The 25,692-nt window shown below is 44.6% G+C and carries 20 protein-coding genes and 2 tRNA genes; 11 read left to right on the top strand and 11 right to left on the bottom strand.

All coding sequences use genetic code 11. The features are described 5' to 3' along the window. Nucleotides 1-29: 29 nt before the first annotated feature. The 8 genes from AK824_RS09840 to AK824_RS09805 form a co-directional block, all read right to left on the bottom strand. The gene (locus tag AK824_RS09840; RefSeq protein ID WP_057761132.1) at nucleotides 30-1,001 is read right to left on the bottom strand and encodes a peptide ABC transporter ATP-binding protein; all 972 of its coding nucleotides are present in this window, start codon (nucleotides 999-1,001) and stop codon (nucleotides 30-32) included. Continuing rightward, nucleotides 998-2,065 carry an ABC transporter ATP-binding protein gene (locus AK824_RS09835; RefSeq protein ID WP_057761130.1) on the bottom strand — a complete coding sequence of 356 codons (1,068 nt, stop codon included), beginning with the start codon at nucleotides 2,063-2,065 and terminating at the stop codon, nucleotides 998-1,000. Before AK824_RS09835 ends, AK824_RS09840 begins: the two co-directional genes overlap by 4 nt. Nucleotide 2,066: 1 nt before the next feature. Next, entirely contained in the window at nucleotides 2,067-2,981 is a 915-nt protein-coding gene (locus AK824_RS09830) for an ABC transporter permease (RefSeq protein WP_057761128.1), read from the bottom strand. Nucleotides 2,982-3,114: 133 nt separating this feature from the next. Beyond that, entirely contained in the window at nucleotides 3,115-4,131 is a 1,017-nt protein-coding gene (locus AK824_RS09825) for an ABC transporter permease (protein ID WP_057761126.1), read from the bottom strand. Between the two features lie 195 nt (nucleotides 4,132-4,326). Continuing rightward, nucleotides 4,327-5,967 (bottom strand): ABC transporter substrate-binding protein, encoded by a 1,641-nt coding sequence (locus AK824_RS09820; protein ID WP_057761124.1) that lies wholly within the window; start codon nucleotides 5,965-5,967, stop codon nucleotides 4,327-4,329. 459 nt (nucleotides 5,968-6,426) lie between these two features. Further along, complete coding sequence (locus AK824_RS09815) at nucleotides 6,427-8,055, bottom strand: GMC family oxidoreductase (RefSeq protein ID WP_057761122.1); 1,629 nt, start codon at nucleotides 8,053-8,055, stop codon at nucleotides 6,427-6,429. Nucleotides 8,056-8,245: 190 nt separating this feature from the next. Next, on the bottom strand, nucleotides 8,246-8,572 hold the full coding sequence (locus tag AK824_RS09810) for a DUF779 domain-containing protein (RefSeq protein WP_057761120.1): 327 nt from the start codon (nucleotides 8,570-8,572) through the stop codon (nucleotides 8,246-8,248). Nucleotides 8,573-8,728: 156 nt separating this feature from the next. After that, entirely contained in the window at nucleotides 8,729-10,255 is a 1,527-nt protein-coding gene (locus AK824_RS09805) for an acetaldehyde dehydrogenase ExaC (protein WP_057761119.1), read from the bottom strand. Nucleotides 10,256-10,581: 326 nt separating this feature from the next. Between AK824_RS09805 and AK824_RS09800 the strand changes: the two genes are divergently transcribed. From AK824_RS09800 to AK824_RS09790, 3 genes are all read left to right on the top strand, one after another. Next, the gene (locus tag AK824_RS09800) at nucleotides 10,582-12,519 is read left to right on the top strand and encodes an AAA family ATPase (protein WP_057761117.1); all 1,938 of its coding nucleotides are present in this window, start codon (nucleotides 10,582-10,584) and stop codon (nucleotides 12,517-12,519) included. A 159-nt stretch (nucleotides 12,520-12,678) separates the two neighbouring features. Beyond that, complete coding sequence (locus AK824_RS09795) at nucleotides 12,679-13,827, top strand: type I glyceraldehyde-3-phosphate dehydrogenase (protein WP_057761115.1); 1,149 nt, start codon at nucleotides 12,679-12,681, stop codon at nucleotides 13,825-13,827. Nucleotides 13,828-13,919: 92 nt separating this feature from the next. Then, a tRNA-Ser gene (locus tag AK824_RS09790) sits at nucleotides 13,920-14,010 on the top strand. Between the two features lie 111 nt (nucleotides 14,011-14,121). Here AK824_RS09790 and AK824_RS09785 read toward each other — a convergent pair. The 3 genes from AK824_RS09785 to AK824_RS09775 form a co-directional block, all read right to left on the bottom strand. Further along, complete coding sequence (locus tag AK824_RS09785) at nucleotides 14,122-14,853, bottom strand: hypothetical protein (protein ID WP_057761114.1); 732 nt, start codon at nucleotides 14,851-14,853, stop codon at nucleotides 14,122-14,124. 323 nt (nucleotides 14,854-15,176) lie between these two features. Then, on the bottom strand, nucleotides 15,177-15,506 hold the full coding sequence (locus tag AK824_RS09780; protein ID WP_057761113.1) for a hypothetical protein: 330 nt from the start codon (nucleotides 15,504-15,506) through the stop codon (nucleotides 15,177-15,179). A gap of 190 nt (nucleotides 15,507-15,696) precedes the next feature. Next, nucleotides 15,697-15,772 (bottom strand) — tRNA-Asn (locus AK824_RS09775). A gap of 487 nt (nucleotides 15,773-16,259) precedes the next feature. Here AK824_RS09775 and AK824_RS09770 point away from each other — a divergent pair. From AK824_RS09770 to AK824_RS09735, 8 genes are all read left to right on the top strand, one after another. Beyond that, nucleotides 16,260-16,604 carry a DMT family transporter gene (locus tag AK824_RS09770; protein WP_057761111.1) on the top strand — a complete coding sequence of 115 codons (345 nt, stop codon included), beginning with the start codon at nucleotides 16,260-16,262 and terminating at the stop codon, nucleotides 16,602-16,604. Between the two features lies 1 nt (nucleotide 16,605). Then, nucleotides 16,606-17,175 carry a TetR/AcrR family transcriptional regulator gene (locus tag AK824_RS09765; protein ID WP_227511154.1) on the top strand — a complete coding sequence of 190 codons (570 nt, stop codon included), beginning with the start codon at nucleotides 16,606-16,608 and terminating at the stop codon, nucleotides 17,173-17,175. 149 nt (nucleotides 17,176-17,324) lie between these two features. Continuing rightward, the gene (gene betB, locus AK824_RS09760; RefSeq protein ID WP_057761107.1) at nucleotides 17,325-18,827 is read left to right on the top strand and encodes a betaine-aldehyde dehydrogenase; all 1,503 of its coding nucleotides are present in this window, start codon (nucleotides 17,325-17,327) and stop codon (nucleotides 18,825-18,827) included. A gap of 118 nt (nucleotides 18,828-18,945) precedes the next feature. Next, complete coding sequence (betA, locus tag AK824_RS09755) at nucleotides 18,946-20,646, top strand: choline dehydrogenase (protein WP_057761105.1); 1,701 nt, start codon at nucleotides 18,946-18,948, stop codon at nucleotides 20,644-20,646. 292 nt (nucleotides 20,647-20,938) lie between these two features. Further along, nucleotides 20,939-22,984, top strand: coding sequence for a choline BCCT transporter BetT (gene betT / locus AK824_RS09750; protein WP_057761103.1), 2,046 nt, complete (start codon nucleotides 20,939-20,941; stop codon nucleotides 22,982-22,984). Between the two features lie 222 nt (nucleotides 22,985-23,206). Continuing rightward, nucleotides 23,207-23,695, top strand: a complete 489-nt coding sequence (locus AK824_RS09745) for a M48 family metallopeptidase (RefSeq protein ID WP_057761101.1) — start codon at nucleotides 23,207-23,209, stop codon at nucleotides 23,693-23,695. Between the two features lie 261 nt (nucleotides 23,696-23,956). Beyond that, the gene (locus AK824_RS09740) at nucleotides 23,957-24,379 is read left to right on the top strand and encodes a hypothetical protein (protein ID WP_057761099.1); all 423 of its coding nucleotides are present in this window, start codon (nucleotides 23,957-23,959) and stop codon (nucleotides 24,377-24,379) included. Between the two features lie 131 nt (nucleotides 24,380-24,510). Beyond that, entirely contained in the window at nucleotides 24,511-25,665 is a 1,155-nt protein-coding gene (locus AK824_RS09735; RefSeq protein ID WP_057761097.1) for a flavin monoamine oxidase family protein, read from the top strand. Nucleotides 25,666-25,692: the final 27 nt, after the last annotated feature.

The raw sequence follows: 25,692 nt of genomic DNA, 5'->3' as shown, positions 1-25,692 counted from the left end.
TAACCTTAGCCATCCTAACTTTAGTCACCTTAACCATATATCTCTTCTAAACGTAAACAAGCGACCAATCGACCGTCCCATTCTCGCAATTGCGGCTCTATTTCGCTGCATTGCTGCTTGGCATATGGACAACGTTTATGCAGTGCACAGCCACTTGGTGGATTGAGCGGACTTGGTAGCTCACCTTGTAGGGTCAGATCGTTTTTATGACCATTTACCGTTGGTGCAGCAGCCAATAGGGCGATGGTATACGGATGTTTTGGCGCATTATAAATCGCTTCTTTCGGCCCGTGCTCAACAGCTTGACCTAAATACATGACCATCACATCATCAGCGACGTGGCGTACGACCGATAGATTGTGCGAGATAAAAACGTAAGCGGTGCGATACTCATCCTGTAAGTCCATAAATAGATTTAAGACTTGCGCTTGGATTGATACATCGAGTGCGGAAGTCGGTTCATCAGCGACGACGATTTTAGGGTTGAGCATCATCGCGCGGGCGAGGGCAATACGTTGGCGCTGACCACCCGAAAACATATGCGGATAACGACCAGCGTGTTCGGGACGTAGACCGACATGTCTCATCATCTCGTTGATTTTGTCACGTTTTTCTTCTTTAGACAGTTTGGTATGGATATCCAATGGTTCTGTCAATTGATAGCCGATGGTATGACGCGGGTTCAAGCTACCATAAGGATTTTGAAAGACCATTTGAATTTCAGTACGCAACTCTTTTAGTGCTTTTCTGCTATAACCAGTGGTGCCTTCATCGTTGATAAATAGCTCACCATGTGTAGGCGATTCGATGAGTGTCAACTGGCGGGCAAGCGTGGATTTACCGCAGCCTGATTCGCCAACGACGGCCAATGTCTTGCCAGCTTCAAGCTCGAATGAGACGCCATTGAGCGCTTTCACGTAGGCCTTTGCTTTGCCCAGACCTTGTGATACTGGGTAGTGTTTGTGTAGATTGTCTGCTTTTAGGACCACTTTATTACTCATACTTGTGACTCCAAGGTAGCAGCGTGAGAGGGGCGAGAAGTAATATTAGAATCAATACAACGTACCTTGCCATTGGGCGTATCTAAAATAGGCGGTGGTACTTCACAAGCAGGTTCTTTATACGGGCAACGGGGAGACAGCAAGCAACCAGCTGGCCTGTCATATTGACTTGGCACGACTCCTGGTAAACTGTTTAGCCTATCTTGACCGATGGCTAATTCAGGGATGGCTTGTAGCAATGCTTCAGTATAAGGATGTGCAGGCTTTTGAAAAATCTCTGGCACGGTACTGGTTTCAACCACTTGTCCAGCATACATGACCGCGACATCGCGCGAGTTTTGCGCGACAAGGCCCAAATCGTGGGTAATTAATACCATTGCCATTTGTTTTTCGCGTTGTAATCTGCTCAGCAAATCCATGATCTGTGCTTGTACCGTGACATCGAGTGCGGTGGTTGGTTCATCTGCGATAAGCAGTTTTGGCTCGCAAGCAATAGCCATCGCAATCATAACCCGTTGACTCATACCGCCTGATAGCTGATGCGGATAGACCTTAAGTCTGTTTTTGGCATCGGGCATCTCGACCAACTCTAGCAGCTCTAAGATGCGTGTTTGTACGGCTGCGCCTCGTAAACCAAGGTGCTTGCGTAGCACTTCACCTAGCTGCATCTCAACCGTAAAGCTTGGATTTAGGCAAGACATGGCATTTTGAAAAATCATAGAGATGTCTTTACCAATGATGCCGCGTCTCTCTTTGGCTGACATACTGAGCATGTCTTTATTGTCAAAGACCACTCGCTGTGCGCGTACGGTCGCGGAAGGTGGCAACAGACCCATTAGCGCCATCATAGTGACTGACTTACCTGAGCCAGATTCACCCACGACAGCGATGACTTCACCTTGGGTTATCTTTAACGATACATCATCGACTGCGCGAAAGGCACGCACCCCTTGTCCAAAAGTGACAGACAGGTTTTCGATATCTAATAGCAACGGTGAGTCTTTTGTTGATGCACCATTCATAGACGTATGAGTGATAGGCGTATTAATTAATGGTTCAGTCATCTTAGGTCACCTGCTTTAATTTAGGATCCAGCGCATCGCGTAAGCCATCACCAGTCAGGTTAATCGATAATGCAGCCAAGAAAATAGCGACACCCGGCCAGATTGCTAGCCAAACATTACTTTGAATATATTGACGCGCCGTACCTAGCATCGCACCCCATTCGGCATCAGGTGGCTGTACGCCAAAACCTAGGAAACCAATCGCACCTGCTTCTAAAATAGCAGACGAGAAAATCATCGTTGCCTGTACGATAAGCGGTGCCATACAGTTGGGCAAAATGGTGATAAACAATAAACGCAGCACGCCAGCACCCATTACCTGCGAGGCAATAAAATACTCACGTTGTAGCTCTACCATCGCCGTAGCACGAGTTAACCGAATAAAAGGCGGCGTACAGACCAGTGCGATCGTAATAATCGTATTGGTCATAGATGGCCCTAAGATAGCGGCGATAATAATAGCCAATAGCAAGCTCGGATATGACATCAAAATATCATTGACCAGCATGACCGCTTTGCCCCAGACCTTTGGCCAAAATGCTGCACTCAGACCTAAAGAAATACCAACCAACATCGCCAAAGTCGTTGCGCTTAGACCGATAAATAATGAATAACGCGCGCCATACATCACTCGAGACAATGTATCTCGGCCCGCGTCATCAGTGCCTAGCCAAAACATCGCATTGCCGCCATCAAGAAAGGCAGGCGGTAATTGCTCTTGACCGGTGAACAACTCATAAGGATCGTGAGGGGCAATAGCAGGCGCGAGTATGGCAACTAGAACCATGAGTGCCAGTACGATAAAACCAATCACGGCGCCTTTGTTTCGGCAGAACGTCGATAAAAATAGCTGCCAAGATGACGGCGGTGTGGCTGCCATCAGATTGACATCAGAAGGGAGAACAGAAGGCTTCATGAGCATTTCCTATAGTGGCTAGCGCAGTGACATTTTTTAGAATCTTATTCATAAAAAAGTACTAAGCATTGCTAAAACTTCACTTGAGCGCTAATCATCACTATTTATAATGTAAGTATTTATCAATGTTAAATTAAGAAGTATGGCGAATACGTGGATTGATCAGACCATACAAAATATCAATAAATAAACTAACCAAAATCAGAGCGGTGGCGACCAACAGGATACCGTTTTGTACAATAGGGTAGTCACGAGTGAAAAACCCATCGAGTAGCCAATTACCAACGCCTGGCCAACTAAAGATAGTCTCGGTAATAATGGCACCTGCGAGCAATGTTGCCATCTGTAGGCCAACGACGGTAACCACAGTAATCAAGGCGTTACGCATTACGTGGACTAGTATCACTCGGCGTGGAGACAAGCCTTTGGCTCGCGCTGTACGCACGTAATCCTCGTCTAATACCTCTAGCATCGCAGAGCGTGTCATCCGCGCAATCATCGCTAACGGAATAGTCGATAAGGCGATAGAGGGTAAGATAAAGTGTTTGACCACGTTCCAAAACGCGCCAGGCTCTCCCGAGCTTAGTGAGCCAAGTAACCATGAGCCATACAGTGGCTGCACATCTAAAAACTGTGCGACAGATATGACTCCAGCGACAGGCAAGAGACCTAAATAATGAGCGAAGATACCAGTCAGGATAGGGCCCAATAAATAGATGGGCATAGAGTAACCTGCCAACGCGCCTGACATTAGGGTGTAATCAATCCATGTACCACGGCGCAGGGCAGCAAAGATGCCTAAGCTGACACCAATGACACTAGCGATAACAATAGCGCATAACGCCAATTCTAGAGTAGGAACAAAGTGGGCAAAAAAGTCTTGTAATACGGGCGTACGAGTACGAAAGGACTGACCAAAATCACCTGTTAGGATGCCAGTCAAATAATCCCAATACTGGGCAACGAGCGGTTTATCTAATCCTAGCCTTTCTAAGGCACGAGCATGTAGCTCTGGATCGACCATACGCTCACCCATCATAATCTCGACCGCATCTCCAGGTACGAGACGAATCAGAGTAAAAGTCGATAGCGTTAGGCCAAGATAGACGGGTATTAAAATGGCAATACGACGCAGAATATAAAGTAGCATGGGCTGCTCAATAGTTGTGGTTCAATGATTAGAGTATTAGCGATGATGAAGAGATCCGTGACAAAGCGCTTAGTTCATATTGTTCATATCATTCATATAAATTCGGCTGGAGCAGAGTATCTGACCCAGCCGCACTTATATGAATGAATAAAATGAATAAATTGCTTACGTCGTAACGGAATTAATCAGTCAAGGTTATTCAACTTTTACACCATCAAAGCGTATTGAGCCAAGCGGGCTAATTTTATAATCGACCACGTTTGGTGCGGTGAATACGGTCACTACCGAATGCGCCATTGTCGTCCAAGGAAGCTGTTCTTTGAATATCTGCTGAGCTTGCTCATATTCACTGACACGCTCATCTTGATTGTTAATCTGACGGGCATTGGTCACCAAATTATCGAAGTCTTTATTACACCAGCGCGAATAGTTATTACCACCGACCGCGTCACAAGACAATAACGAACCAAGCCAGTTGTCTGGATCACCATTGTCGCCAGTCCAGCCTGCTAGAATGACATCAGGTTCACCTTTAGCAGCGCGCTTGAGGTACTCGCCCCACTCATAAGTCACAAGCTTGGTATCGACGCCAATCTTCGCCCAATCTGCTTGTAGCATTTCAGCCATTAGCTTGGCATTTGGGTTGTACGGACGCTGAACTGGCATATACCATAGATTGATAGCTAGGTTGTCTGCGCCAGCTTCTTTGATCAGTGCTTTTGCTTTCTCAACATCGTAAGGCGCATCTTTAAGTGACTCATCATAGCCCCACTGCGTTGGCGGCATTGGGTTGGTTGCTTTGAGGCCTTCGCTCTGATAAACCGCGTTAATAATAGCGTCTTTGTTGATCGCCATATCTAATGCTTGACGCACTTTAAGATCGCTCAGTTGAGGTTTTTCTACGTTATAACCGACATAGCCGACGTTGAAGCCAGGCTGATCGAGAACAGTGGCTTTACCTGACTTTTTGACAGATTCGATTTCGGCAGGTTTTGGATAAGCGGACACATGACATTCGCCAGCTTGCACTTTCTGTGCACGAACTGCCGAGTCTTTAGTGATAACAAACACTAGGTTGTCGATATAGATGTCGTCTTTATTCCAATAGTCTGGGTTTTTGGTATAACGAATTTGCGCGTCTTTTTGATAAGAAGTAAAGACGAAAGGTCCAGTACCGACGGGCTTAGTATTAATATCAGCAGCATTGCCAGAGGCTAGCAATTGATCTGCGTACTCAGCAGAACCAATATAGGCAAAAGGCATCGCTAGGTTCTGTAGAAACGGCGCATTGGTTTCGCTAAGGGTAATCTTTACCGTATAGTCGTCGACCTTTTCGATATTAGAGATGATATCAGGTAGTCCCATGCCGACCGAATATGGGAATTCAGCAGGATAAGCTTTGTTAAACTCAAAGTCTGGGTTGGTAATACGCTCTAGCGTAAAGACAATGTCATCCGCGTTGAAATCACGAGTCGGGGTAAAGTAGTCAGTTGTACCAAATTTGACCCCTTTGCGTAGATTAAAGGTATAAGTCTTGCCGTCTTCGCTAATATCCCAGCTCTCCGCAAGTCCTGGTTGAATCTCAGTTTCCGCTCTTTTGAATTCTACCAAGCCATTATAAATAGGGAAGGCACTCGCATCAAAATCCGTACCTGAAGTATATTGCGCTGGATCGAATCCAGCAGGGCTACCTTCTGAGCAATAGAGCAATGTTTTGGCGGCTTTGGCATCTGAGCTAGCAGCAGAATCATCCGTAGTTTTGTTGTCTCCACTACAGGCGCTGATTCCTAAGACAAACGTCGCCAACATTGTAAGTTTGAAGAGTGATTTTTGCATTATTACATCCTATGTAATGGTAGGTAGGTACTCATGTATCCATATGTTCGTACTCGAGCATGAATACAATGAGAAAGCGTTTAGTGACCTCTAAAGTATCTATCTATGCAGTATTTTATATACACAAAATAAAACATATTAAAGGTTGTTATAACTTTAAATTATATAGATGGAAACTAAAAATATAAATAAGTCGTTCGAATATACTCTCTTAATCTGTGATAATGCAAGCTATAAATAGACTAATTTTGATAAAAAATGCACGGTTTTGCCGTATTTAGCATCAATAAGATATTAAATACTAAATTCTATGGCTTTATGTTTATTCGCTCTAAGTAGCAAAGAGACACACTTTTAAATTGCTAACCAGTTACAATTTTACTAATTGTAAACAATTAGAAATAATAAGGTTATGTCTCTTTAAAGCAATCAGCTATAAGCAGTTTGCCCAATACAGCATTAAACAGGGTTATGATTTGCCTTAATGAGATCGGCTATTTTTTCGGCAATCATAATAGTTGGCGCATTGGTATTGGCGCTAATAAGCGTTGGCATCACTGATGCATCGATGACTCGTAGTCCGCTCACACCTCGTACCTTCAATTCCAAATCAACCACAGAACTGTCATCTGAGCCCATGCGGCAAGTGCCTACTGGGTGATAGATGGTATCTGACTTATTACGGATATAGCCGAGCATGCCGTCTTTTTCGAGGTAAGGGGCAGGGTAGTCTTCAGTAATGTATTTAGCGAGTGCGGACTCTTGCATGATGGCTCGAGTACGCTCGGCACCAGCTACCATATACTCTACGTCTTTTGGATGCGACAGATAGTTTGGATCGATCAAGACAGCATCAGAAGGGTCGGCTGAGTCTAATCTGACAGTACCTCGACTTTCAGGCCGTAAGTAGCAACTGTGACAAGAGACAGCGAAGCCGCGTCTGAGATCACGGCCATGCTCTATCACGCGCGAGATGACAAAGTGCAGCTGGGTATTTGGCCACTCTTTTGGATCGTCACCGACGCTAAAGAACGCACCTGCCTCTGCATAGTTGGTAGACAGCAGCCCTGTACCGTCTTTTCTCCACTGCCGAATGCTTTTGGTCAATGTCGAAATCGATGCCATGCCAATACCGATGACGTCAGTAGTATTGACCTCATAATCAAAGACGACGTCTAAATGATCCTGCAAATTACCACCGACTTCAGGTGCATCTACCACCACATCAATACCATGAGACTGCAAATGCTCTGCAGGGCCGATACCTGAGAGCATCAGAACTTTGGGTGAACCAAACGCGCCACCTGATAGTAGGACTTCATGACGCGCCGTGACAGTATGTTCGACACCGTCTTTTTCGTAGACGACGCCTGTCGCTTGATTGTCTTCGATAATGACGCGGTTAGCCTGCGCATGAGTGATGACAGTTAGGTTGGAGCGGTGTTGTACGGGATGTAGATAGGCGGCCGCAGCAGAGCAGCGTTGGCCTTGTTTTTCGCCATGGAAATGAGTGACTTGATACAATCCTGTACCGTCTTGCTTTTCGCTATTAAAGTCGGTGTTATGATCTAGGCCATTGGCAATCGCAGCTTCTACGAATGCTTTGGAGATGTCTCGTGGACTGAGTAGGTCGCTAACATGCAGCGGCCCGCTATCACCATGTAGATCATCGCTACCACGAACGTTGTTTTCAGCTTTGATAAAGTAGGGAAGTACATCGTCAAATCCCCAGCCAGTACAGCCTTGCTCTACCCAGCGCTCATAATCTAGCTTACTACCACGCGTATAGATCATGGCATTGATAGCTGATGAGCCGCCCAGACATTGTCCACGTGGCTGAAAACCTTTACGGTTATTAAGGTGCTCTTGCGGGGTGGTGTGAAAGCACCAGTTATTCAATTTAAGTGGTTTGCCAGGAACCATCAGAATCAGTCCGGCAGGCACACGTACTGCTAGATCTTTGCCATCACCGCCGTACTCTAATAAACAGACACTGATATTTGGGTTTTCAGTGAGACGGCTGGCGAGCACGCAACCTGCTGATCCACCACCGACGATGACATAGTCAAATGTTGTGTCAAATTCCATTTCATATTCCTTATAGCATCCATGCTAATTAAAATAGGGTACGCTTTACAGTAACTATTATTTTGCTGAAATAATAAAATAAAAATGACTCTGCGGTATCTGTTTGCGCCAATATCATAGGACAAGCTAAGGCTGTTATATTCGGTACATTATTTAAAATTAATGCTACCTAGTTTTGCACCAAACGACCTTATATCGCACAGATTTCTGAGCGTACGATAAAGCGTTTGCCTTCAGGGATTTCTAATGAAAAGCTCGCACCGCGCCCATTGACGACATCAATGGTGAGATCGGTATGCTGCCATAAATTGTACTGTGCCTTGCCCATATAAAATGGGCAGCCAGCAAGTTCACCAACCAGCACATCCTGACCACCTACTTTGAACTCTCCTAATGGATAGCACATGGGCGAGCTACCATCGCAGCAACCACCTGATTGATGAAACATTAGTTCACCGTGCTTGGATTTCAATAGTTCAATGAGCGCTTTACAAGATTCTGTTGCTGCAATTTTCATAATCAACTCCTATGCTATCAGTGTCGAAAAACATACTATTCTAAAAAGCTATTATTCAAAACATGGCTTTTTACGACTTCTTAAAGTGAAAATGCAACCTATCTTGCGACAGATTGCATTTGTTTTCTAAGTACTGTCATGCGTTCACAGGTTAGATTAGAAGAAACCCATTTTTTTAGGGCTGTACGACACCAGCATGTTTTTGGTTTGCTGATAATGATCGAGCATCATCAGATGGTTTTCGCGGCCGATACCTGATTGCTTATAGCCACCGAATGCCGCATGTGATGGATATAGATGATAGCAGTTGGTCCATACGCGGCCTGCTTGGATACCGCGGCCAAAGCGATATGCCTTATGTACGCTACGTGTCCACACGCCAGCGCCTAGACCATATAATGTGTCATTGGCAATTTGCATGGCTTCTTCGTCGTCTTTAAAAGTAGTAACCGCGAGCACAGGTCCAAAGATCTCTTCTTGGAACACGCGCATATCGTTGGTACCTTCAAAGATAGTTGGCTTAACGTAGTAGCCGTCTGCTAGGTCGCCATCGTGTTTGGCTTGCTCGCCACCGACTAGGACTTTTGCGCCTTCTTTTTTACCGATATCAAGATAAGATAGAATTTTCTCTAATTGATCTGAGCTGGCTTGCGCACCAATCATGGTATCCGTGTCTAATGGATTGCCCATTTTGATGGCTTCGACACGAGCGATACAGCGCTTGATAAATTCATCATAGATGCTTTCGTGTACGAGCGCACGTGATGGGCAGGTACAGACTTCACCTTGGTTTAGGGCAAACATGACTAGACCTTCAACCGCTTTGTCCAAGAAATCATCGTCTTCGTCCATGACATCGGCAAAGAAGATATTTGGACTTTTGCCGCCAAGCTCTAGCGTCACTGGAATGATGTTTTCACTGGCGTACTGCATGATGAGGCGACCGGTTGTGGTCTCACCAGTGAAGGCAACTTTGTTGATACGAGGGTTTGAGGCAAGTGGTTTACCAGCTTCGACACCAAAGCCATTGACGATGTTTAACACGCCTTTAGGTAAGATGTCAGCGATACCGATCGCTTCTAACATGTATAGTATAGAGGCAGGCGTTTGCTCAGCAGGCTTCATAACGATACAGTTACCAGCGGCTAGAGCCGGGGCGATTTTCCATACTGCCATTAGAATAGGGAAGTTCCATGGGATAATCTGTCCGACAACGCCTAGCGGCTCATGGAAATGATAAGCAACGGTGTCTTCATCAATTTGACTGATACCGCCTTCTTGGGCGCGGATGGCACTGGCGAAATAACGGAATTGATCGATGGCTAGCGGAATATCTGCCATTAAGGTTTCGCGTACAGGCTTGCCGTTTTCGTAGCATTCAGCAATAGCGATCGCTTCTAGATTGGCTTCCATGCTATCTGCGATTTTTAATAGTAAGTTGGCACGTTCAGCGACGCTGGTTTTGCCCCAAGCGTCTTTGGCAGCATGCGCGGCATCTAGGGCTTTTTCGATATCTGCTTCTTTTGAACGGGCGACTTGGCAAATGGTTTTACCATCGATAGGACTTGGGTTGTCAAAGTACTCGCCATCGACAGGAGGGGTCCACTCACCATTAATAAAGTTATCGTATTTTTCGCGGAATTGGACAGGACTGTTTTCAGTATTGGGATAAGCGTATAACATTAACCACTCCTTGTTGTGTATTATGGTTATTTAAAATATGGTTACTTACGTATGACCATTTAAAAATACATTCTTGGTCTTCCTAACCAAGTTATCATCCTATCGTACTGAGCTTTTTAGCAGAACGATAATGACTTTTTATAATGATATATTTTGTATCGTATAACTTTAAGTTATGTGATATGAGTCGGTTAAAATGGTTCGCAAACGGTATGCAGCTGTTATAATTGGGAACATCTACTTTGGCTTGCTATGGTTACTGAATTAATCATGGTGGCTTTCTTTTTGTACTATTTCTTCTTCATAATATTGGTTGGTTTGGATCTATGCGTCAATCTTCTGCTCTTGATATCCTAAAAACAGGTCAAAACGTCTTTTTGACTGGCTCAGCAGGTTCAGGTAAGACTTATACTCTCAATCAATATATCGATTATTTACGCGCTCGCCGCGTCCCTGTTGCGGTGACAGCCAGTACGGGTATTGCCGCCACGCATATGAACGGCACGACGATTCATAGTTGGTCAGGCATCGGTATCAAAGATGAGCTCACTGATCGAGATTTGTCTACCTTATCACGCAAGCAGTTCTTAGCAGACAGGTTGAAGGATACAGCGGTCTTGGTCATTGACGAGATATCAATGCTACATGCCAAGCAGCTTAACTTGGTCAGCCAAGTGCTCAAGCATATTCGCAAAAATGACAAAGCATTTGGTGGTATTCAGGTCGTAGTCGCAGGAGACTTCTTTCAGTTACCGCCGATTGGCAGTAAAGGTGAGACGAATCGTGAAAAATTCGCCTTTATGTCTGAAGCGTGGCTCGATGCCAAATTTCATATTTGCTACTTGTCTGAGCAGCATCGTCAAGTCAGCGATGCAGCCAATGGCGGTCTCGATTTAGACGATATTCTTAACCAAATTCGTCGTCAGGAAGTGACTTTTGAAGCGATTGCCGCTTTAGAAGCAACTTATGACCAAAGCGTCGATATCAAACGTACGCGTCTGTATACCCACAATCTCAACGTCAATAAAATCAATGACAAAGAGCTGGCGTCTTTAGATGGCGAGATGATGCGTTTTGAGGCGACGGCGACAGGCGATAGTAAGCTGGTTGAGACGCTAAAAAAGACCGTGCGTACCCAAGACGAACTGATTCTTAAAGTCGGCGCCAAGGTAATGTTTATCAAAAACAATGCTGAGCTTGGTGTCTCTAACGGGACGATGGGCGAGTTGATTGGGTTTGCTGCTGTCAAAATAGAGGATAAAGACAGTAATGACGCGTTAATCGAAGACGATAGCAGCGATGACGTTGATGAGGATGCTACTGGCGAAAAAACGACCAAAGGTAAGAAGTCTGCTGCTAAAAAAGATAAAGAAAAACCAAAGTCGAAGAAACCAACGACCCAAAAAATGCCTGTCGTGCGGCTTAACTCAGGACGAGAAGTTATCGCTGAGCCTGAAGAGTGGATTATCGAAGATGAAACGGGTGACGTGCTGGCAAGTTACTTACAAGTGCCGCTCTGCCTAGCATGGGCGATTACCATTCATAAGTCGCAAGGCATGACCCTCGATGCGGCTGAAATCGATTTGTCGCGTACTTTTGAGTTGGGACAAGGTTATGTGGCATTATCACGCCTCAAGTCGCTATCTGGCCTACAGCTGCTAGGTATGAACGATATGAGCTTGCAACTCGATCCATTGGCTCGTGGTGCAGACAAGCGGTTTCTAGTACTGTCTGAAGAAGCGGATGCTAATTATGCGATGCTCGATGAAGAAAGCATGCAGCAGGCACATGAAAAATTCGTCCTGAAGTCAGGTGGGACATTGAGCAAGTCGGTAATCGATGCTTACGCCACCCTACAAAAGAAGCGACGCGAACAACAGCAAGCAAAAATCGATAAAAAACAGAAACTTGGCAATCAGGTCTCTGATAAATCAGACAGTACCCTACTTGCGACCAGAGTGTTGTTAGAAGAGAGTTTGACCATTGCGGAGATATCACAAGCGCGTCAGTTGTCACAGTCGACTATCATGCGTCATATTGCTGACCTAAAATCACAAGATCCAAGTCTTGCCTGCGATCATCTGCGTCCAGATGATGAGGTAATGACAGCCGTTGGCAATGCCTATGTCGTTATTAAAGTCGCTAATAATCCAAATGACTTCAATGATGACGGTAGCATCAAGCTGCGTCCGATATATGATCATCTTAAGCAAAGCATTGACTACAATACCATTCGCCTCGCATTGATTTTTATCACCCCATAGTTTTGCTGCGTATAATTTTATTGCCTACAACTTTATTACCGTTAGTTTTATAGGCTTTATCTTTGCTATTTCTTAGTATTTAGCAATCATTAGCGCACTCAACGTGATAACGCTCAGTTTTTACCCCCATTTATAGCGATACCCTTTATGTCCGATGTTATGCCTGATTTTTCGAGCGCTACTTATCAATTGACCTCTGACCCGATAGCGGCGACGTTCCGTACTACTGGTGAGCACACACAGCCACTGAGAGTCGCTATCAATGGCTTTGGGCGTATAGGGCGCAATGTACTTCGCGCTTTGCTAGAGCGCTTTGAAGTGTTAGGCCGTGCGATTCATGTGGTGGCAATTAATGACTTAGCACCAGCCGATATCTTATTGCATTTACTCAAGTTTGATAGCACCCATGGTCGCCTCAGTCGATTAGGGGTAAATGCCGAGATTGTAGAGAGTGAATCAGGTGATAGGAGCAAGACCGAACTCTGTCTGACCAAAAACAATCTGACTTATTGCATCAATATGCTATCAGAGCCTGACCCCAAAAATTTACCTTGGCAGGCGCTGGGTGTCGATGTAGTACTAGAATGTACTGGGCATTTTCGCTCGTATGAGCAGGCGACGCTACATATCGATGCTGGCGCGCAACAAGTAATCATCGGTGCCGCGCCATTTGACGATGTGGATGCCTGTATCGTCATGGGCGTGAATACCGATGCGCTCACGCTTGAGCTACCGATTATTTCTAGTGTTTCTTGTACCACGCAGGCATTGGTACCGTTGATTGATACGCTAGATAAGGCGTTCGGTGTGCAGTCCGCCATGATGACAGAGATTCATGCAGTCACTGCCGATCAAACAGTGCTTGATCAAGCACATCGAGATCCAAGACGGGCGCGCGCTTCTGGCTATAATATTATCCCAACGACATCCAGTAGTATCGCTGCCACAGAGCGGGTGCTACCAGCCATGGTCGGCAAGATAAATGGGCATTCGATACGAGTGCCCACTATCGACGTGGCTGCGATTGATGTCACCTTTGTGTTTGATACGCCAGATGTCGATGTCGAGACAGTACGAGAAGTACTTAAATCTGCCAGTCAGGCGCATTTGCATGACATCATGACTTATACCGATGAGCCACTGGTATCTAGTGATTTTATCCATCAGACTGAGTCGCTAATCATTGATGGTCAGCAGCTTATGCAAGTGGGTGGTCAATATAAGGTTTTTGCATGGTATGATAATGAATGGGGTTATGCCAATAGGTTGCTCGATATGTGCTTACATCTGGCCTCAAGCAAACGATAATGCACCAATTTACAAGTATTCGAAAATTAATTGAATTTTTTTAGTTTAGGGGCTTGCATTATAAAATGATATCTATATAATGATGCACCAATGGAGACGTGGCAGAGCGGTTGAATGCACCGGTCTTGAAAACCGACAAGGGTTAATAGCCCTTCGAGAGTTCGAATCTCTCCGTCTCCGCCAAATTCGAAAAAGCCCCAATCAGCAATGATTAGGGCTTTTTTTTATGGTATTGATAAAAGTATTAATTAGTACCTTCTACTTCTATAAAATCCTCAATAGTAGGTTATACAGCTACTTCACTAACGAATTTTCAAATTCGATTGTCTGATCATCTATTAAGGTAAGCGTACCTTTATTAATCTCGATAGTGATGCCACTAGCATTTTTGATAGCGCGCATGACATTGATATCCTCAATGCTGCTTTCAATAATGATTTTGCCAGACTGTTCTGGTGCGATAGGTGGATCAAACGTTGTCAATGGCACATTAAAGTTTTTGCCCTTTGTCAGGTTGGCATCCTTCATAGTCAGCGTCCCTTTAAAACTCTTTATCGTGCCTTTGCCATGATTGGATAGCATAAACTGCATTTTGACTTGATTTAAGCTATCGCTATCACTTGTTTTCACAGGGAGCAGGGCGACAGGATACATCTGTGCGGTAGCATTAGTCGCCTGACCTTTGACGATAGGACTTTTCTTGCCCGTTGGGTTGTTTGGATGCAGACGCTCGTATTCACGCTGTTGTATTAGCGCTTGCTTGATAGTGGTGCGCGGCATGGCTCCTGATTCATAGGCATCGCTCAATTTCATGCGCAGCATATATCGGCTGAGTACTTGTTGATCGGCCTCAGACAATTGCTCAAAAGTTTGCCCTAGCTTTTTTTGCCATTGGTCTGAATCTGTCGGTATGGTTGTTTTACTTGGATCAGTCTGCGGCGATGAGCAGCCAGTCGCAATCACTAGCATTGCTACCGTCATGGTTGAAAACAAAGTTTTGTTGAAACGCTGATGTAAGCCCGTCATCGTACCCCTCCTTGCAGATCTTTATTATGTTAAAACCCTATAAATAGTCGCGACTATATTCTTAATATACCTTGTTTAAACATCTGTTGTGTTTAGTTATGGCTAACTAAAATCGCAAATATCGCAGAGTACTTAAAAAAATACGTACTATGAATAAGATGCAAGAAGGGCATAACAAGAAGAGAGTTAGAGAAGAATCAGTAATGTTTTAACTTTTATAACAGTCACAAAAAAGACCAAGCTCGCGTTAGCAAACTTGGCCTTTTTTATTTTAATACTATTTAGCAGCGTTACTATTAGTTAGCAACGATACTATTAATTGTTTAATCGTTGTCTTGTAACTCAGATAGCGGGTGAGTGATGTTGTTATTATGCGTCACTACAATCGCTTCATCAATAATATGCTGGCTAACGCCGCGTTTACGTAGCGTTTCGATGAATACTTCATCATGGGCAAGCGTATAATCCTGATGGTCACGATCCAAGCCCTGACGAATATAAAGACGAATAAGCCCTTGAATGCGCTTAAAGCCCAAGTCTGATGACGTCGTTTCTAATAGGCCAATCATTTCTTCAGACAAACGAATACTAATCGGGCGCATGATCTTTTGCGGATGATCAGAAAACTTATTTTTTATACGTACAGGTATCATAATAAACCATTACTTTTAGTGAGTAAGAGCGAAGCACTCAAACAAAAACGAACCCAATCAAAACTAATCTTACCATACAACAAAAATGTCTAAAAGAACACCACAGCCGTGCTAATATTATTAGAAGTAAATATAAAAGACGCAGCAATAAAAAAACCTCCATCAAATTATGATGAAGGTTTTTAGTATATGGCTCTCCAACCTGGGCTCGAACCAGGGACACACGGATTAACAGTCCGTTGCTCTACCAACTGAGCTATTGGAGAATAGCTGGTCATAACAGCAAGTTATTGACGCTTTATATTAAAGCAGTTAATTAGCTTGTTTGCGTTATGTGGGGCACATTTTAGCCAAGTCATTACAGGCTGTCAACCTTATTATGCGTTTAATTATAAATATTATCGCAATTATTGAAAATTAACGCCAATCCCTTATCAGATAGGCTATTTCAAGGCAGCACTTAGTAGGAAATGACGATAAATGTGCTTCAGAAATAAAAAATATTTTCAGAAACTTTTATATGGCACATAGGATAAACGATAAAAATATAGAACCAGACATCAATTCGGCAAAGTAAAACTGGATCTAATGCTCTATATTTTCGAATATTAAGGTGGTGCAACACCGTTTGACACAATAAAGTTGCAAGACAGCCCTTCACATTGGTAGTAGAGTTCTATAAAATACCGACCATGTGGTTTCTTTGCTATGTTTTTTCATAGCATGCGTTGAACAAAAGCGGGTGTTCTAAAGATGAGTCCTACTACGATTGCTTACGGTTATCTGACTATTGCTATTATATGCGAAGTGGTGGGTACGACTTTTTTGGTAAAGTCAGAACAGTTCACCCGTTTGGTGCCAACTTTGATGATGGGTGCGCTCTATGCGGTTTCATTTTATCTACTGGCTCAGACGCTCAAGACCATACCGCTAGGCATTGCGTACGCACTGTGGGGCGGGCTTGGGATTGTGCTGACATCACTCGCTGGTGTGGTGCTATTCAAGCAAAATCTTGATACAGCAGCAGTGGTCGGTATCGCGATGATCGTCGGCGGTGTTGTTGTGATGAACTTATTGTCTAATTCTGTGGTGCATTGATATGGAAAATGCTTATAAGCGTAAAAAACAGCCAGAAGTCATTCGTCGTGCGTTGTTGGATCAGGCAGCACGTATCACATTGGAGCAAGGCTTATCTAAAGTGACGTTTCAGGCAGTCGCTGATGCAGTTGGGGTGACAAAGGGTGGCGTGATGCATCATTTTTCTACCAAAAATGCACTCGTGCTAGAAGTATTCAATGATGCAATGGCTAAGTTTGAGGCAGAAGTAAATTCAGCAATGGCTGACGACCCTGTTAAGTACGGTTCATTTACCCGCGCTTATATAGATGCCACTATCAGCCTTGGCGAGCAAGGGCAGGAAGAATACGATAATCAAGCAACCCTATATGTGCTGATGCTAGGTGATAGTGAGCTGCGTGAATTGTGGGCTAAATGGGCGAATGAGCAACTCAAAAAACATGCAGCAACGGATAATACCGAGACATTATGTATGGTTCGCCTCGTCGCTGATGGTATTTGGCTCTCAGACTTTTCAGGTATCGACATCGCAGACAAACAATCATTACGTGATCGTTTAATTAAGATGACACAACAAGACTTTGATTTATAAAACGATTCTGATTTATAAAATAATTTTTACTTTACTACTTAAAGACTAAATTTCTTAAAGACTAAATTTCGAAACTTAACTAACGACGACATTATTCGGCCTGAGTACTTTTATATAGCTACTTTTGCCAATCGTCCTAAGGAGAATTTATGACTGATATTAATAATTTGACAGATATTATCGATTTAGACCAAGTACAAACAGCCTATATCAATGGTCGCTATTTAGCGGTTGATGAATCGCTGACGACTTTTGAAGATATTAATCCAGCCACTGGTGAAGTATTGGCAACGGTTCAGCAAACCAGCAATGAGCAGATTGATGAGGCCGTGAAAGCCGCACATAAAGGTCAAAAAGTTTGGGCGGCGATGACCGCGGTCGAGCGTGGCCGTATTTTATCAAAGGCTGTTGAGATATTGCGCGATCGCAATGATGTGTTGGCACTACTAGAGACCAAAGACACAGGTAAAGCCTACTCTGAGACGAAGTACGTCGATATCGTCACTGGTGCTGACGTCGTTGAATACTATGCAGGGCTGGCGCCGATGATTGAAGGTCGTCAGATTCCATTGCGTGATACTAGCTTTGTCTATACTCGCCGTGAGCCACTTGGCGTGGTCGCAGGTATTGGCGCATGGAACTATCCGATTCAAATCGCGATGTGGAAAGCAGCACCTGCACTGGCTGCTGGTAATGCGATGATTTTTAAGCCATCAGAAGTGACACCGTTGACGGCATTGAAACTGGCAGAAATATTGACAGAAGCTGGATTGCCAGACGGTGTATTTAACGTGGTGCAAGGTAACTATGAAGTAGGTCAAGCGCTAACTGAACACCCAGATATCGCAAAAGTATCGTTCACAGGTGGCGTACCGACTGGCAAGAAAGTCATGTCGAGCGCGGCAAGCTCATCTCTAAAAGATGTAACTTTAGAGCTTGGTGGCAAATCACCATTGATCATATTTGATGATGCAGATATCGATACCGCTGCTGACATCGCTATGATGGCCAACTTCTACAGTACTGGTCAGGTATGTACCAATGGTACGCGCGTATTCGTCCCTAAAGCGTTACAAGCGAAGTTTGAGCAAGCCATCCTAACCCGTGTTGAGCGTATTAAACTAGGCGACCCTATGGATGAGAACATCAATATGGGTCCACTGGTGAGCTTCCCGCACATGGAGCGCGTGCTTGGTTATATTGAACAAGGTAAAAAAGGCGGCGCACGTCTGCTAACAGGTGGCGAGCGCGTTACAACGAACGAGCTTGCAAACGGCGCATTTGTCGCACCGACAGTATTCACTGATTGCACAGATGATATGACTATCGTACGCGAAGAAATCTTTGGCCCAGTGATGTCGATATTGACGTACGAGACCGAAGAAGAAGTCATTCGCCGTGCCAATGATACCGATTATGGCTTGGCAGCTGGGGTTGTGACTACAGATCTAAAACGCGCGCATCGAGTCATCGCTCAGATCGAAGCTGGCATCTGCTGGTTGAATACATGGGGCGAGTCAGCAGCACAAATGCCAGTAGGCGGCTACAAGCATTCTGGTATCGGCCGCGAAAACGGTATCGAAGCGCTCGAACACTATATTCAGACCAAATCTATCCAAGTAGAGTTGGGTGCGTTTGAATCTGTCTTTTAATCAATCTTATTGAGAAAAACGAAGCCAGTAAGGTTGCTTATGAGCTTTAATTTAGACTCTTTATGGCACCTTACTGATCCTAAACGATTTATGTTTTTTCAATATTATGGAGTATGTTATGACATCAACCACACCTGAGTATGATTATATTATTGTCGGAGCAGGCTCAGCAGGAAATGTGCTGGCCACGCGTCTGACCGAAGATGCCAGTATTAAGGTACTGCTGTTAGAAGCAGGTCGTCCAGACTATCGTTTTGACTTCCGTACCCAAATGCCAGCTGCACTTGCCATGCCGCTACAAGGGACGACTTATAATTGGGGTTATAAGACAGATCCTGAGCCATACATGAATAACCGTGTCATGGACTGTGGCCGCGGCAAAGGGCTAGGTGGCTCATCACTGATTAACGGTATGTGCTATATCCGTGGTAATGCGCTAGATTTTGATGATTGGTCTAAAATAAAAGGCCTGTCAGACTGGACGTATTCGGATTGCCTGCCTTATTTTAAAAAGCTAGAAAACTGTGACGCTGGCGAGAACGACTATCACGGCGCGGGCGGTCCTGTTGAAATGACTACCTCAAAGCCAGGGGTCAATCCACTGTTCCAAGCTATGATTGAAGCGGGCGTACAAGCGGGTTATCCACGTACCGAAGATCTAAACGGCTATCAGCAAGAAGGTTTTGGTCCGATGGATCGATTCGTGACGCCTAATGGTCGCCGTGCATCAACGGCTCGCGGCTATCTTGACCGTGCCAAACCACGTAGCAATATTACGATTTTGACCGGTGCATTGACTGACGTAATTTTATTTGACGGCAAGCGCGCTGTCGGTGTCAAAGTCGAGCACGAAGGCCAGACCAAAAACTTCCATGCCGCTCGTGAAGTGATTGTCTCATCTGGTGCGATTGCCTCACCGCAACTACTGCAGCGTTCAGGTATCGGCCCTGGTCAGTGGTTAAAAGACGCTGGCGTGACCGAAATATTGGATCTGCCAGGTGTTGGTAATAATTTACAGGACCATCTAGAGCTGTATATGCAGTATGAATGCAAACTGCCAGTGTCAATCGCGCCTGCCAACAAATGGTGGAATAAGCCTGCAATTGGTGCAGAATGGTTATTCAATGGCACAGGTCTTGGTGCGTCTAACCAATTCGAAGGTGGCGGTTTCATTCGTACCGATGAGAAGTTTACCCATCCAAATATTCAGTATCATTTCTTGCCACTAGCTGTACGCTACGATGGCCGCAGTGCGGTTAAATCGCATAGCTTCCAAGCACACGTTGGCTCACTGCGCTCACCAAGCCGTGGCCGCGTCAAGCTAAAATCACGTGACCCGAAAGCGCATCCAAGTATCTTGTTCAACTATATGTCGCATGATCAAGACTGGCAAGAGTTCCGTGCTGCAATGCGTATTACACGTGAGATCATGCATCAGCCAGCGCTTGATCCTTATCGTGGTCGCGCGATTGCACCGACCGATGATTTGGTCACCGACGCCCAGCTAGATGAATACGTACGTAATCATAGTGAGACGGCTTATCATCCATCTTGTACCTGTGCGATGGGTGAGGATAACAATTCGGTAGTAAACGGCGAAGGTCTGGTACATGGGATTGATGGCTTGCGAGTCGTCGATGCGTCTATCATGCCAAACATTATTAGTGGTAATCTCAATGCCACGACTATTATGTTGGCAGAAAAAATCGTCGACAAGATGAGAGGCGTACAGCTGCCACGTTCAACGGCAGATTATTATGTGGCTAATGGTGCACCGCTACGCTCAGAGCCAATGCGCGATTATCTCTCGTCGGTGTAGGTTGTGATATAAGCTTGCATACAGGATACTGAATAAATAACGATGTGAGAAAATTTTAACCAAAAGGCCTTTCCAAGTAGAGGCCTTTTCTATCAGCGCTAACGTATTAGAATAATGAATACCGTTCAGGTTGAATTTGTTTATAATTTTATTATCTTTTTATTTATTGGTACTGCTTTGTCCGTCATGCGGTTGGTTCCACGTTATACGGTTATAGATCATCAGTCTACTATTAGATGATGCCGGACAAAGCAATATCGGACCCTATTTAATTTACCTATTGAGGTCTTTTATGTACAGTTCGCCATCACAAGATGTGATGAAACCTCTGACCCTAAACAAAACCGTGTTTATGGGCTCAGCTATTATTTCTATTTTATTGATAATCTGGACCATCGCTTTTCCAGATTATAGTGAGGCCTTGTTGAGCGCGAGCATGACTTGGGTATCAGACAAGTTTGGCTGGTATTATATGTTGGTGGTTGCCGCTTATAGTATCTTTGCGTTGTTTGTTGGTTTTTCTAAGTACGGTGATATAAAGCTTGGTCAAGACCACGAAAAAGCACAATTCCCGTTTTTAGCGTGGGCGGCCATGCTGTTCTCAGCGGGTATCGGTATTGACCTGTTGTTCTTTGGTGCCTCTGAGCCTTTAATGCATTATTTGACCCCGCATACAGGCCTAGAGCCTGCTAGTGCTGAGGCCATGCGCGAAGCACTTGCTCAGACTTTCTTGCACTGGGGTCTACATGGTTGGGGTATTTATGCGCTGATTGGTATGGCGCTGGCTTATTTTGCTTATCGCAAAAACATGCCACTCGCGTTACGCTCGCCGTTGACTCCGATATTTGGTGAACGTTTAATCAAGGGTTGGTTAGGCGATGGTATTGATACCTTCGGCGTTGTCTGTACGTTGATGGGTATTGCGACCAGTTTGGGTATTGGGGTATTGCAGGCAAATGCTGGCTTGACTCATGTGTTCGGTATCGAATCTAGCAAAACGGTTCAGGCGCTCATCATCGTAGGCGTTGTCGCGGCGGCGGCTGTCTCTGCGATGACAGGTGTCGAAAAAGGCGTTCGTCGTCTGTCTGAATTCAACATGCTGTCGTCAATACTGTTGTTGCTTGCGATACTCGTGATGGGCAATACGGTGTATCTATTAAATACCTTTACTCAAAATATCGGTCAATATTTCCAAACCATCATTTATAAAACCTTTGACGTTTATGCTTATGACGGTGCTGCTGGTGCCGAGTGGAAATCTTGGTGGACGATATTTTTCTGGGCATGGTGGGTTGCTTGGGCACCATTTGTAGGTCTATTTATTGCACGTATTAGCCGTGGCCGTACGTTACGCGAGTTTGTATTTGGCGTGATGTTTATTCCGCTTGGGTTTATTTTTGCATGGTTCTCTATCTTTGGTAATTCAGCGATAGATTTGGTTGCCAATGGCGCAACAGAGCTGGGTGAAATCGCGGTCAATGATGCGGCAATGGGCATGTTTGCGCTGTTTGAATACTTCCCTTACAGTGAAGTATTGTCATTTGCTGGTGTGGTTATTGGTCTTATTTTCTTTGTGACTTCTGCTGACTCAGGCGCGTTAGTATTAGCGAACTTGAGCTCAAGAGGTATGACCAATGATACCGATGCTCCTGTTTGGTTACGTCTGTTTTGGGCAGCAGCCACTGGTCTTATTACGTTAGGACTGCTATTTGCAGGTGGTTTTGCCTCATTGCAATCTGTCTCTGTCATTGCAGGCTTGCCATTCTCTATTATTCTTGTGCTTTACATGATGTCTATGTGGAAGTCGCTCAAAGAAGAAGGCAACAAGCGTAAAGCCAGTACAATCGGCACAGCAAATGTGTTGGACAGCGGGAAGAGCTGGAAAGCGCGCTTGCAACGTATTGTGAGCTTCCCAGGACATGCACAGGTTGAAAAATTCTTGCATACGGTTGTGATGCCAGCAATGTCTGAGGTCGAAAAAGAGTTTAAAGCAGGTGGCCTCAAAACCTCGTTAGATACCAAAAACCTTGCCAGTATCGGTGAAGGTATCGATGCAGGCATGGATCAAGACAGTGGTCAGGTAGATGGTCTAAAACTGCGTGTCGGTCACGGCGATGAAGATGACTTTATTTATGAAGTCAATCTGATTAAAGCTCATCGTCCTAACTTTACATTGAGCACATCTACCAAGCACGCAGAGTACTATTACCGTGCGGAAGTATTCTTAAGTGAAGGCTCGCAAGAGTATGACTTGGTTGGCTACTCAAAAGAGCAGGTATTGGTTGATATCTTAAATCAGTACGAGCGCCATTTGCAGTATCTGCATTTAGAGCGTTAATTAGGCACACTTTTTAAGTAACATTATCAGTAAAAATGTCCCCATAAGTTGCGCGCAGCTTATGGGGTTTCTTTTATGGATAACTATTTGCAAATAACTATCTTTTGAATTGAAGGCATATCTCAAACAAGTGCAAAACAAGTACCGCAAATATAAGGTAAAATTCCCTAAGATTAAATTGATCGACTGATACGCATCTACGTATTAGCAAAGGATACATTTGTGACCAAATTAAAGTACATAGCGCATTACTCAGAGCAGATTCAAACTCAAGCTGCTCAGCTTATAACTGATGGTAGGTTGGGCGAGTATCTGGAAAAAAAGTACCCGACTCAGCATCAAATCCAAAGCGACAAAGCGCTCTATCAATATATAAATGAGATAAAAACCCAATACATGCGTAAGATTGGTCAGCTATCAAATGTCAGCTATAGCAGTAAGCTCAAGGTTTTAAAACATGCACTGGGTATCCATACGACGCAATCGCGCGTACAGGGCAGTAAGCTCAAATCGCACAATAGCATCACGGTAGCTAGCCTATTTAAGGATGCGCCGCCAGAGTTTTTGCGCATGATAGTGGTGCATGAGCTTGCCCATTTCAAAGAACATGATCATAACAAAGCTTTTTATCAATTATGCTGCCATATGGAGCCTGAGTATCATCAATTTGAGCTGGATACGCGACTTTGGTTACACTGGCGAGAGTTGTAGCCCTAATATAGTCAAGTCTATATAAATCCGCTACATCGTCATCCTCGATAAGCATGCTAATGTATAATTTGCACTCGGTTTCCTTGTGCTGCTTTTAAATTGAATTGACTATAGTATGAATAGTAACCTTATCAACGTTCATAGTAATCTCAATAACAGCCACATAAATATCGTGTCTTCTTTTAAGCCAATCATCTGAGCTGCCAGAATTACGTTATAATCCTAACCACACACGATATAGTCCATAAAAGGTTGTAAACAATGATCAATACCAAAATATATAAAGCCATTTACACCTTAGCTGAAGAGTTATTAGAAGCGGATCGCAGAGGCAATCAAGAAAAATTTGATTCGTTATATGCTGAACTAAACGCCATTTGTACTGACAATGAAGGCACTGACAAAGACCACCCAGAACAATGGGAAACGCTTGCTGACTTCACAGAAGATTTGGACGCAGCATTGGTTATTTATGACAAAGCACTGGCAAAAGCTACTGCCATTAACTCAAAAGACCATATGTCATCGATTGCTTTTTCTATGGCGGTGCTACAGCTTGAGACAGGTGAAAAAGAAGCTGCTATCCAAAGCCTACAAAACGCCAAAGTTACAGCCAATAAAATCGAAGACAAAGAGTTTAAGGTTGAGATTGATGAGATGCTTACGAAGCTATTGGCAGAGTAGTTTTGATTATAGTCAATCCTCTACAAATTGGGGACGGTGTCAGTCTCGCCTAGCTTACTACTTGTAGTACTTTCACTCGGCTTCCTTGTATCCAAGTTATATTGAACCGACTATAAATAGAGCAATCCGATATGCAAGACATACCTGTGGTAATCGTTGGTGGTGGGTTGAGCGGATTATATACAGCCTTTTTATTAGAGCAAAAGGGCATAGCGTATAGACTGCTAGAGGCGCGTGATACCTTGGGTGGTCGCATTGCAGTTGCTAAATATCCAGATGCGCATGCTACTAATAACAGTACTGATATCGACCAAGCAGAATCAAGCGCGACATTTGATTTAGGGCCGTCATGGTTTTGGCCGGATTATCAAACGCAGTTAAGTAGTCTGGTTGAGTCGTTAGATTTATCATGTTTTACGCAGTTCGAAGAAGGCGATATGATGGTTGAGCGGGCTGCCAATCAGCCACCCGTGCGTATGCAAGGTTACAAAAGCGCACCACCTTCTATGCGTCTAGTTGGTGGTATGGCCGCTTTGACTGATGCGCTATATGCTCGCCTAGATGCTAGTTGTATCATGACCAGTCAAACCGTAAGGCAATTAAACAGAACGCCTCAACATATCGAAGTACAGAGCGAAGACAGCTCTGGGCATGTGACCGGACATGTGATGACGTTCCGTGCGCAGCATGTGCTACTTGCGTTACCGCCTCGATTGGTAGAAGGCCGGATAGCATTTCAGCCAGCGCTACCGCAAGACTTAAGTGAACAGTGGCGCAAGACAGCCACTTGGATGGCGCCCCATGCCAAATACGTCGCTGTTTATGAATCACCATTTTGGCGAGATGCTGGTCTCTCGGGTGCCGCGCGCAGTGCGATAGGACCGCTTACTGAGATACATGATGCCTCTACGCTAGAGAGCGATAGGGCATTGTTTGGTTTCTTTGGTGTTCCTGCTCAAGTACGACAGAGCCTCTCTGATACAGTGCTAAAAGAACATTGCCGTGCCCAATTAGTGCGACTATTTGGTACACAGGCAAGTACTCCAAAAGCTGAATATCTTAAAGACTGGTCAAAAGACCCATTAACAGCGACGCCCGCTGATGCTAGCGGCAACGGTCAGCATGCAGTAGCTCCGCCATCCAAGCCAAAAACAGGCGTGTGGCAGGACTGTCTAACAGGTTGTGGTAGTGAGTGGTCGGCGCAGTTCCCTGGCTATGTCGCTGGAGCAATTGATGCAGCAACCGTCGCTGTAGGAAGCCTACCTGCTACCATTTTGCGCCAGTAGATATTAAGGTGCTGTTGTAAGCTATAC

Origin of the sequence: Psychrobacter sp. P11G3, from assembly GCF_001435845.1 — a bacterium.
In the GTDB taxonomy this organism is placed as follows: Bacteria; Pseudomonadota; Gammaproteobacteria; order Pseudomonadales; family Moraxellaceae; genus Psychrobacter.
The sequence above is the reverse complement of the archived record's forward strand: the minus strand, read 5'-3'. Positions and strand labels throughout refer to the sequence as shown.

Bases quoted from the DNA above. Each gene is read 5' to 3' on its own strand.
- AK824_RS09840 (WP_057761132.1), bottom strand. From the start codon at position 1,001: ATGAGTAATAAAGTGGTCCTAAAAGCAGACAATCTACACAAACACTAC.
- AK824_RS09835 (WP_057761130.1), bottom strand. From the start codon at position 2,065: ATGACTGAACCATTAATTAATACGCCTATCACTCATACGTCTATGAAT.
- AK824_RS09830 (WP_057761128.1), bottom strand. From the start codon at position 2,981: ATGAAGCCTTCTGTTCTCCCTTCTGATGTCAATCTGATGGCAGCCACA.
- AK824_RS09825 (WP_057761126.1), bottom strand. From the start codon at position 4,131: ATGCTACTTTATATTCTGCGTCGTATTGCCATTTTAATACCCGTCTAT.
- AK824_RS09820 (WP_057761124.1), bottom strand. From the start codon at position 5,967: ATGCAAAAATCACTCTTCAAACTTACAATGTTGGCGACGTTTGTCTTA.
- AK824_RS09815 (WP_057761122.1), bottom strand. From the start codon at position 8,055: ATGGAATTTGACACAACATTTGACTATGTCATCGTCGGTGGTGGATCA.
- AK824_RS09810 (WP_057761120.1), bottom strand. From the start codon at position 8,572: ATGAAAATTGCAGCAACAGAATCTTGTAAAGCGCTCATTGAACTATTG.
- AK824_RS09805 (WP_057761119.1), bottom strand. From the start codon at position 10,255: ATGTTATACGCTTATCCCAATACTGAAAACAGTCCTGTCCAATTCCGC.
- AK824_RS09800 (WP_057761117.1), top strand. From the start codon at position 10,582: ATGCGTCAATCTTCTGCTCTTGATATCCTAAAAACAGGTCAAAACGTC.
- AK824_RS09795 (WP_057761115.1), top strand. From the start codon at position 12,679: ATGCCTGATTTTTCGAGCGCTACTTATCAATTGACCTCTGACCCGATA.
- AK824_RS09785 (WP_057761114.1), bottom strand. From the start codon at position 14,853: ATGACGGGCTTACATCAGCGTTTCAACAAAACTTTGTTTTCAACCATG.
- AK824_RS09780 (WP_057761113.1), bottom strand. From the start codon at position 15,506: ATGATACCTGTACGTATAAAAAATAAGTTTTCTGATCATCCGCAAAAG.
- AK824_RS09770 (WP_057761111.1), top strand. From the start codon at position 16,260: ATGAGTCCTACTACGATTGCTTACGGTTATCTGACTATTGCTATTATA.
- AK824_RS09765 (WP_227511154.1), top strand. From the start codon at position 16,606: ATGGAAAATGCTTATAAGCGTAAAAAACAGCCAGAAGTCATTCGTCGT.
- betB (WP_057761107.1), top strand. From the start codon at position 17,325: ATGACTGATATTAATAATTTGACAGATATTATCGATTTAGACCAAGTA.
- betA (WP_057761105.1), top strand. From the start codon at position 18,946: ATGACATCAACCACACCTGAGTATGATTATATTATTGTCGGAGCAGGC.
- betT (WP_057761103.1), top strand. From the start codon at position 20,939: ATGTACAGTTCGCCATCACAAGATGTGATGAAACCTCTGACCCTAAAC.
- AK824_RS09740 (WP_057761099.1), top strand. From the start codon at position 23,957: ATGATCAATACCAAAATATATAAAGCCATTTACACCTTAGCTGAAGAG.
- AK824_RS09735 (WP_057761097.1), top strand. From the start codon at position 24,511: ATGCAAGACATACCTGTGGTAATCGTTGGTGGTGGGTTGAGCGGATTA.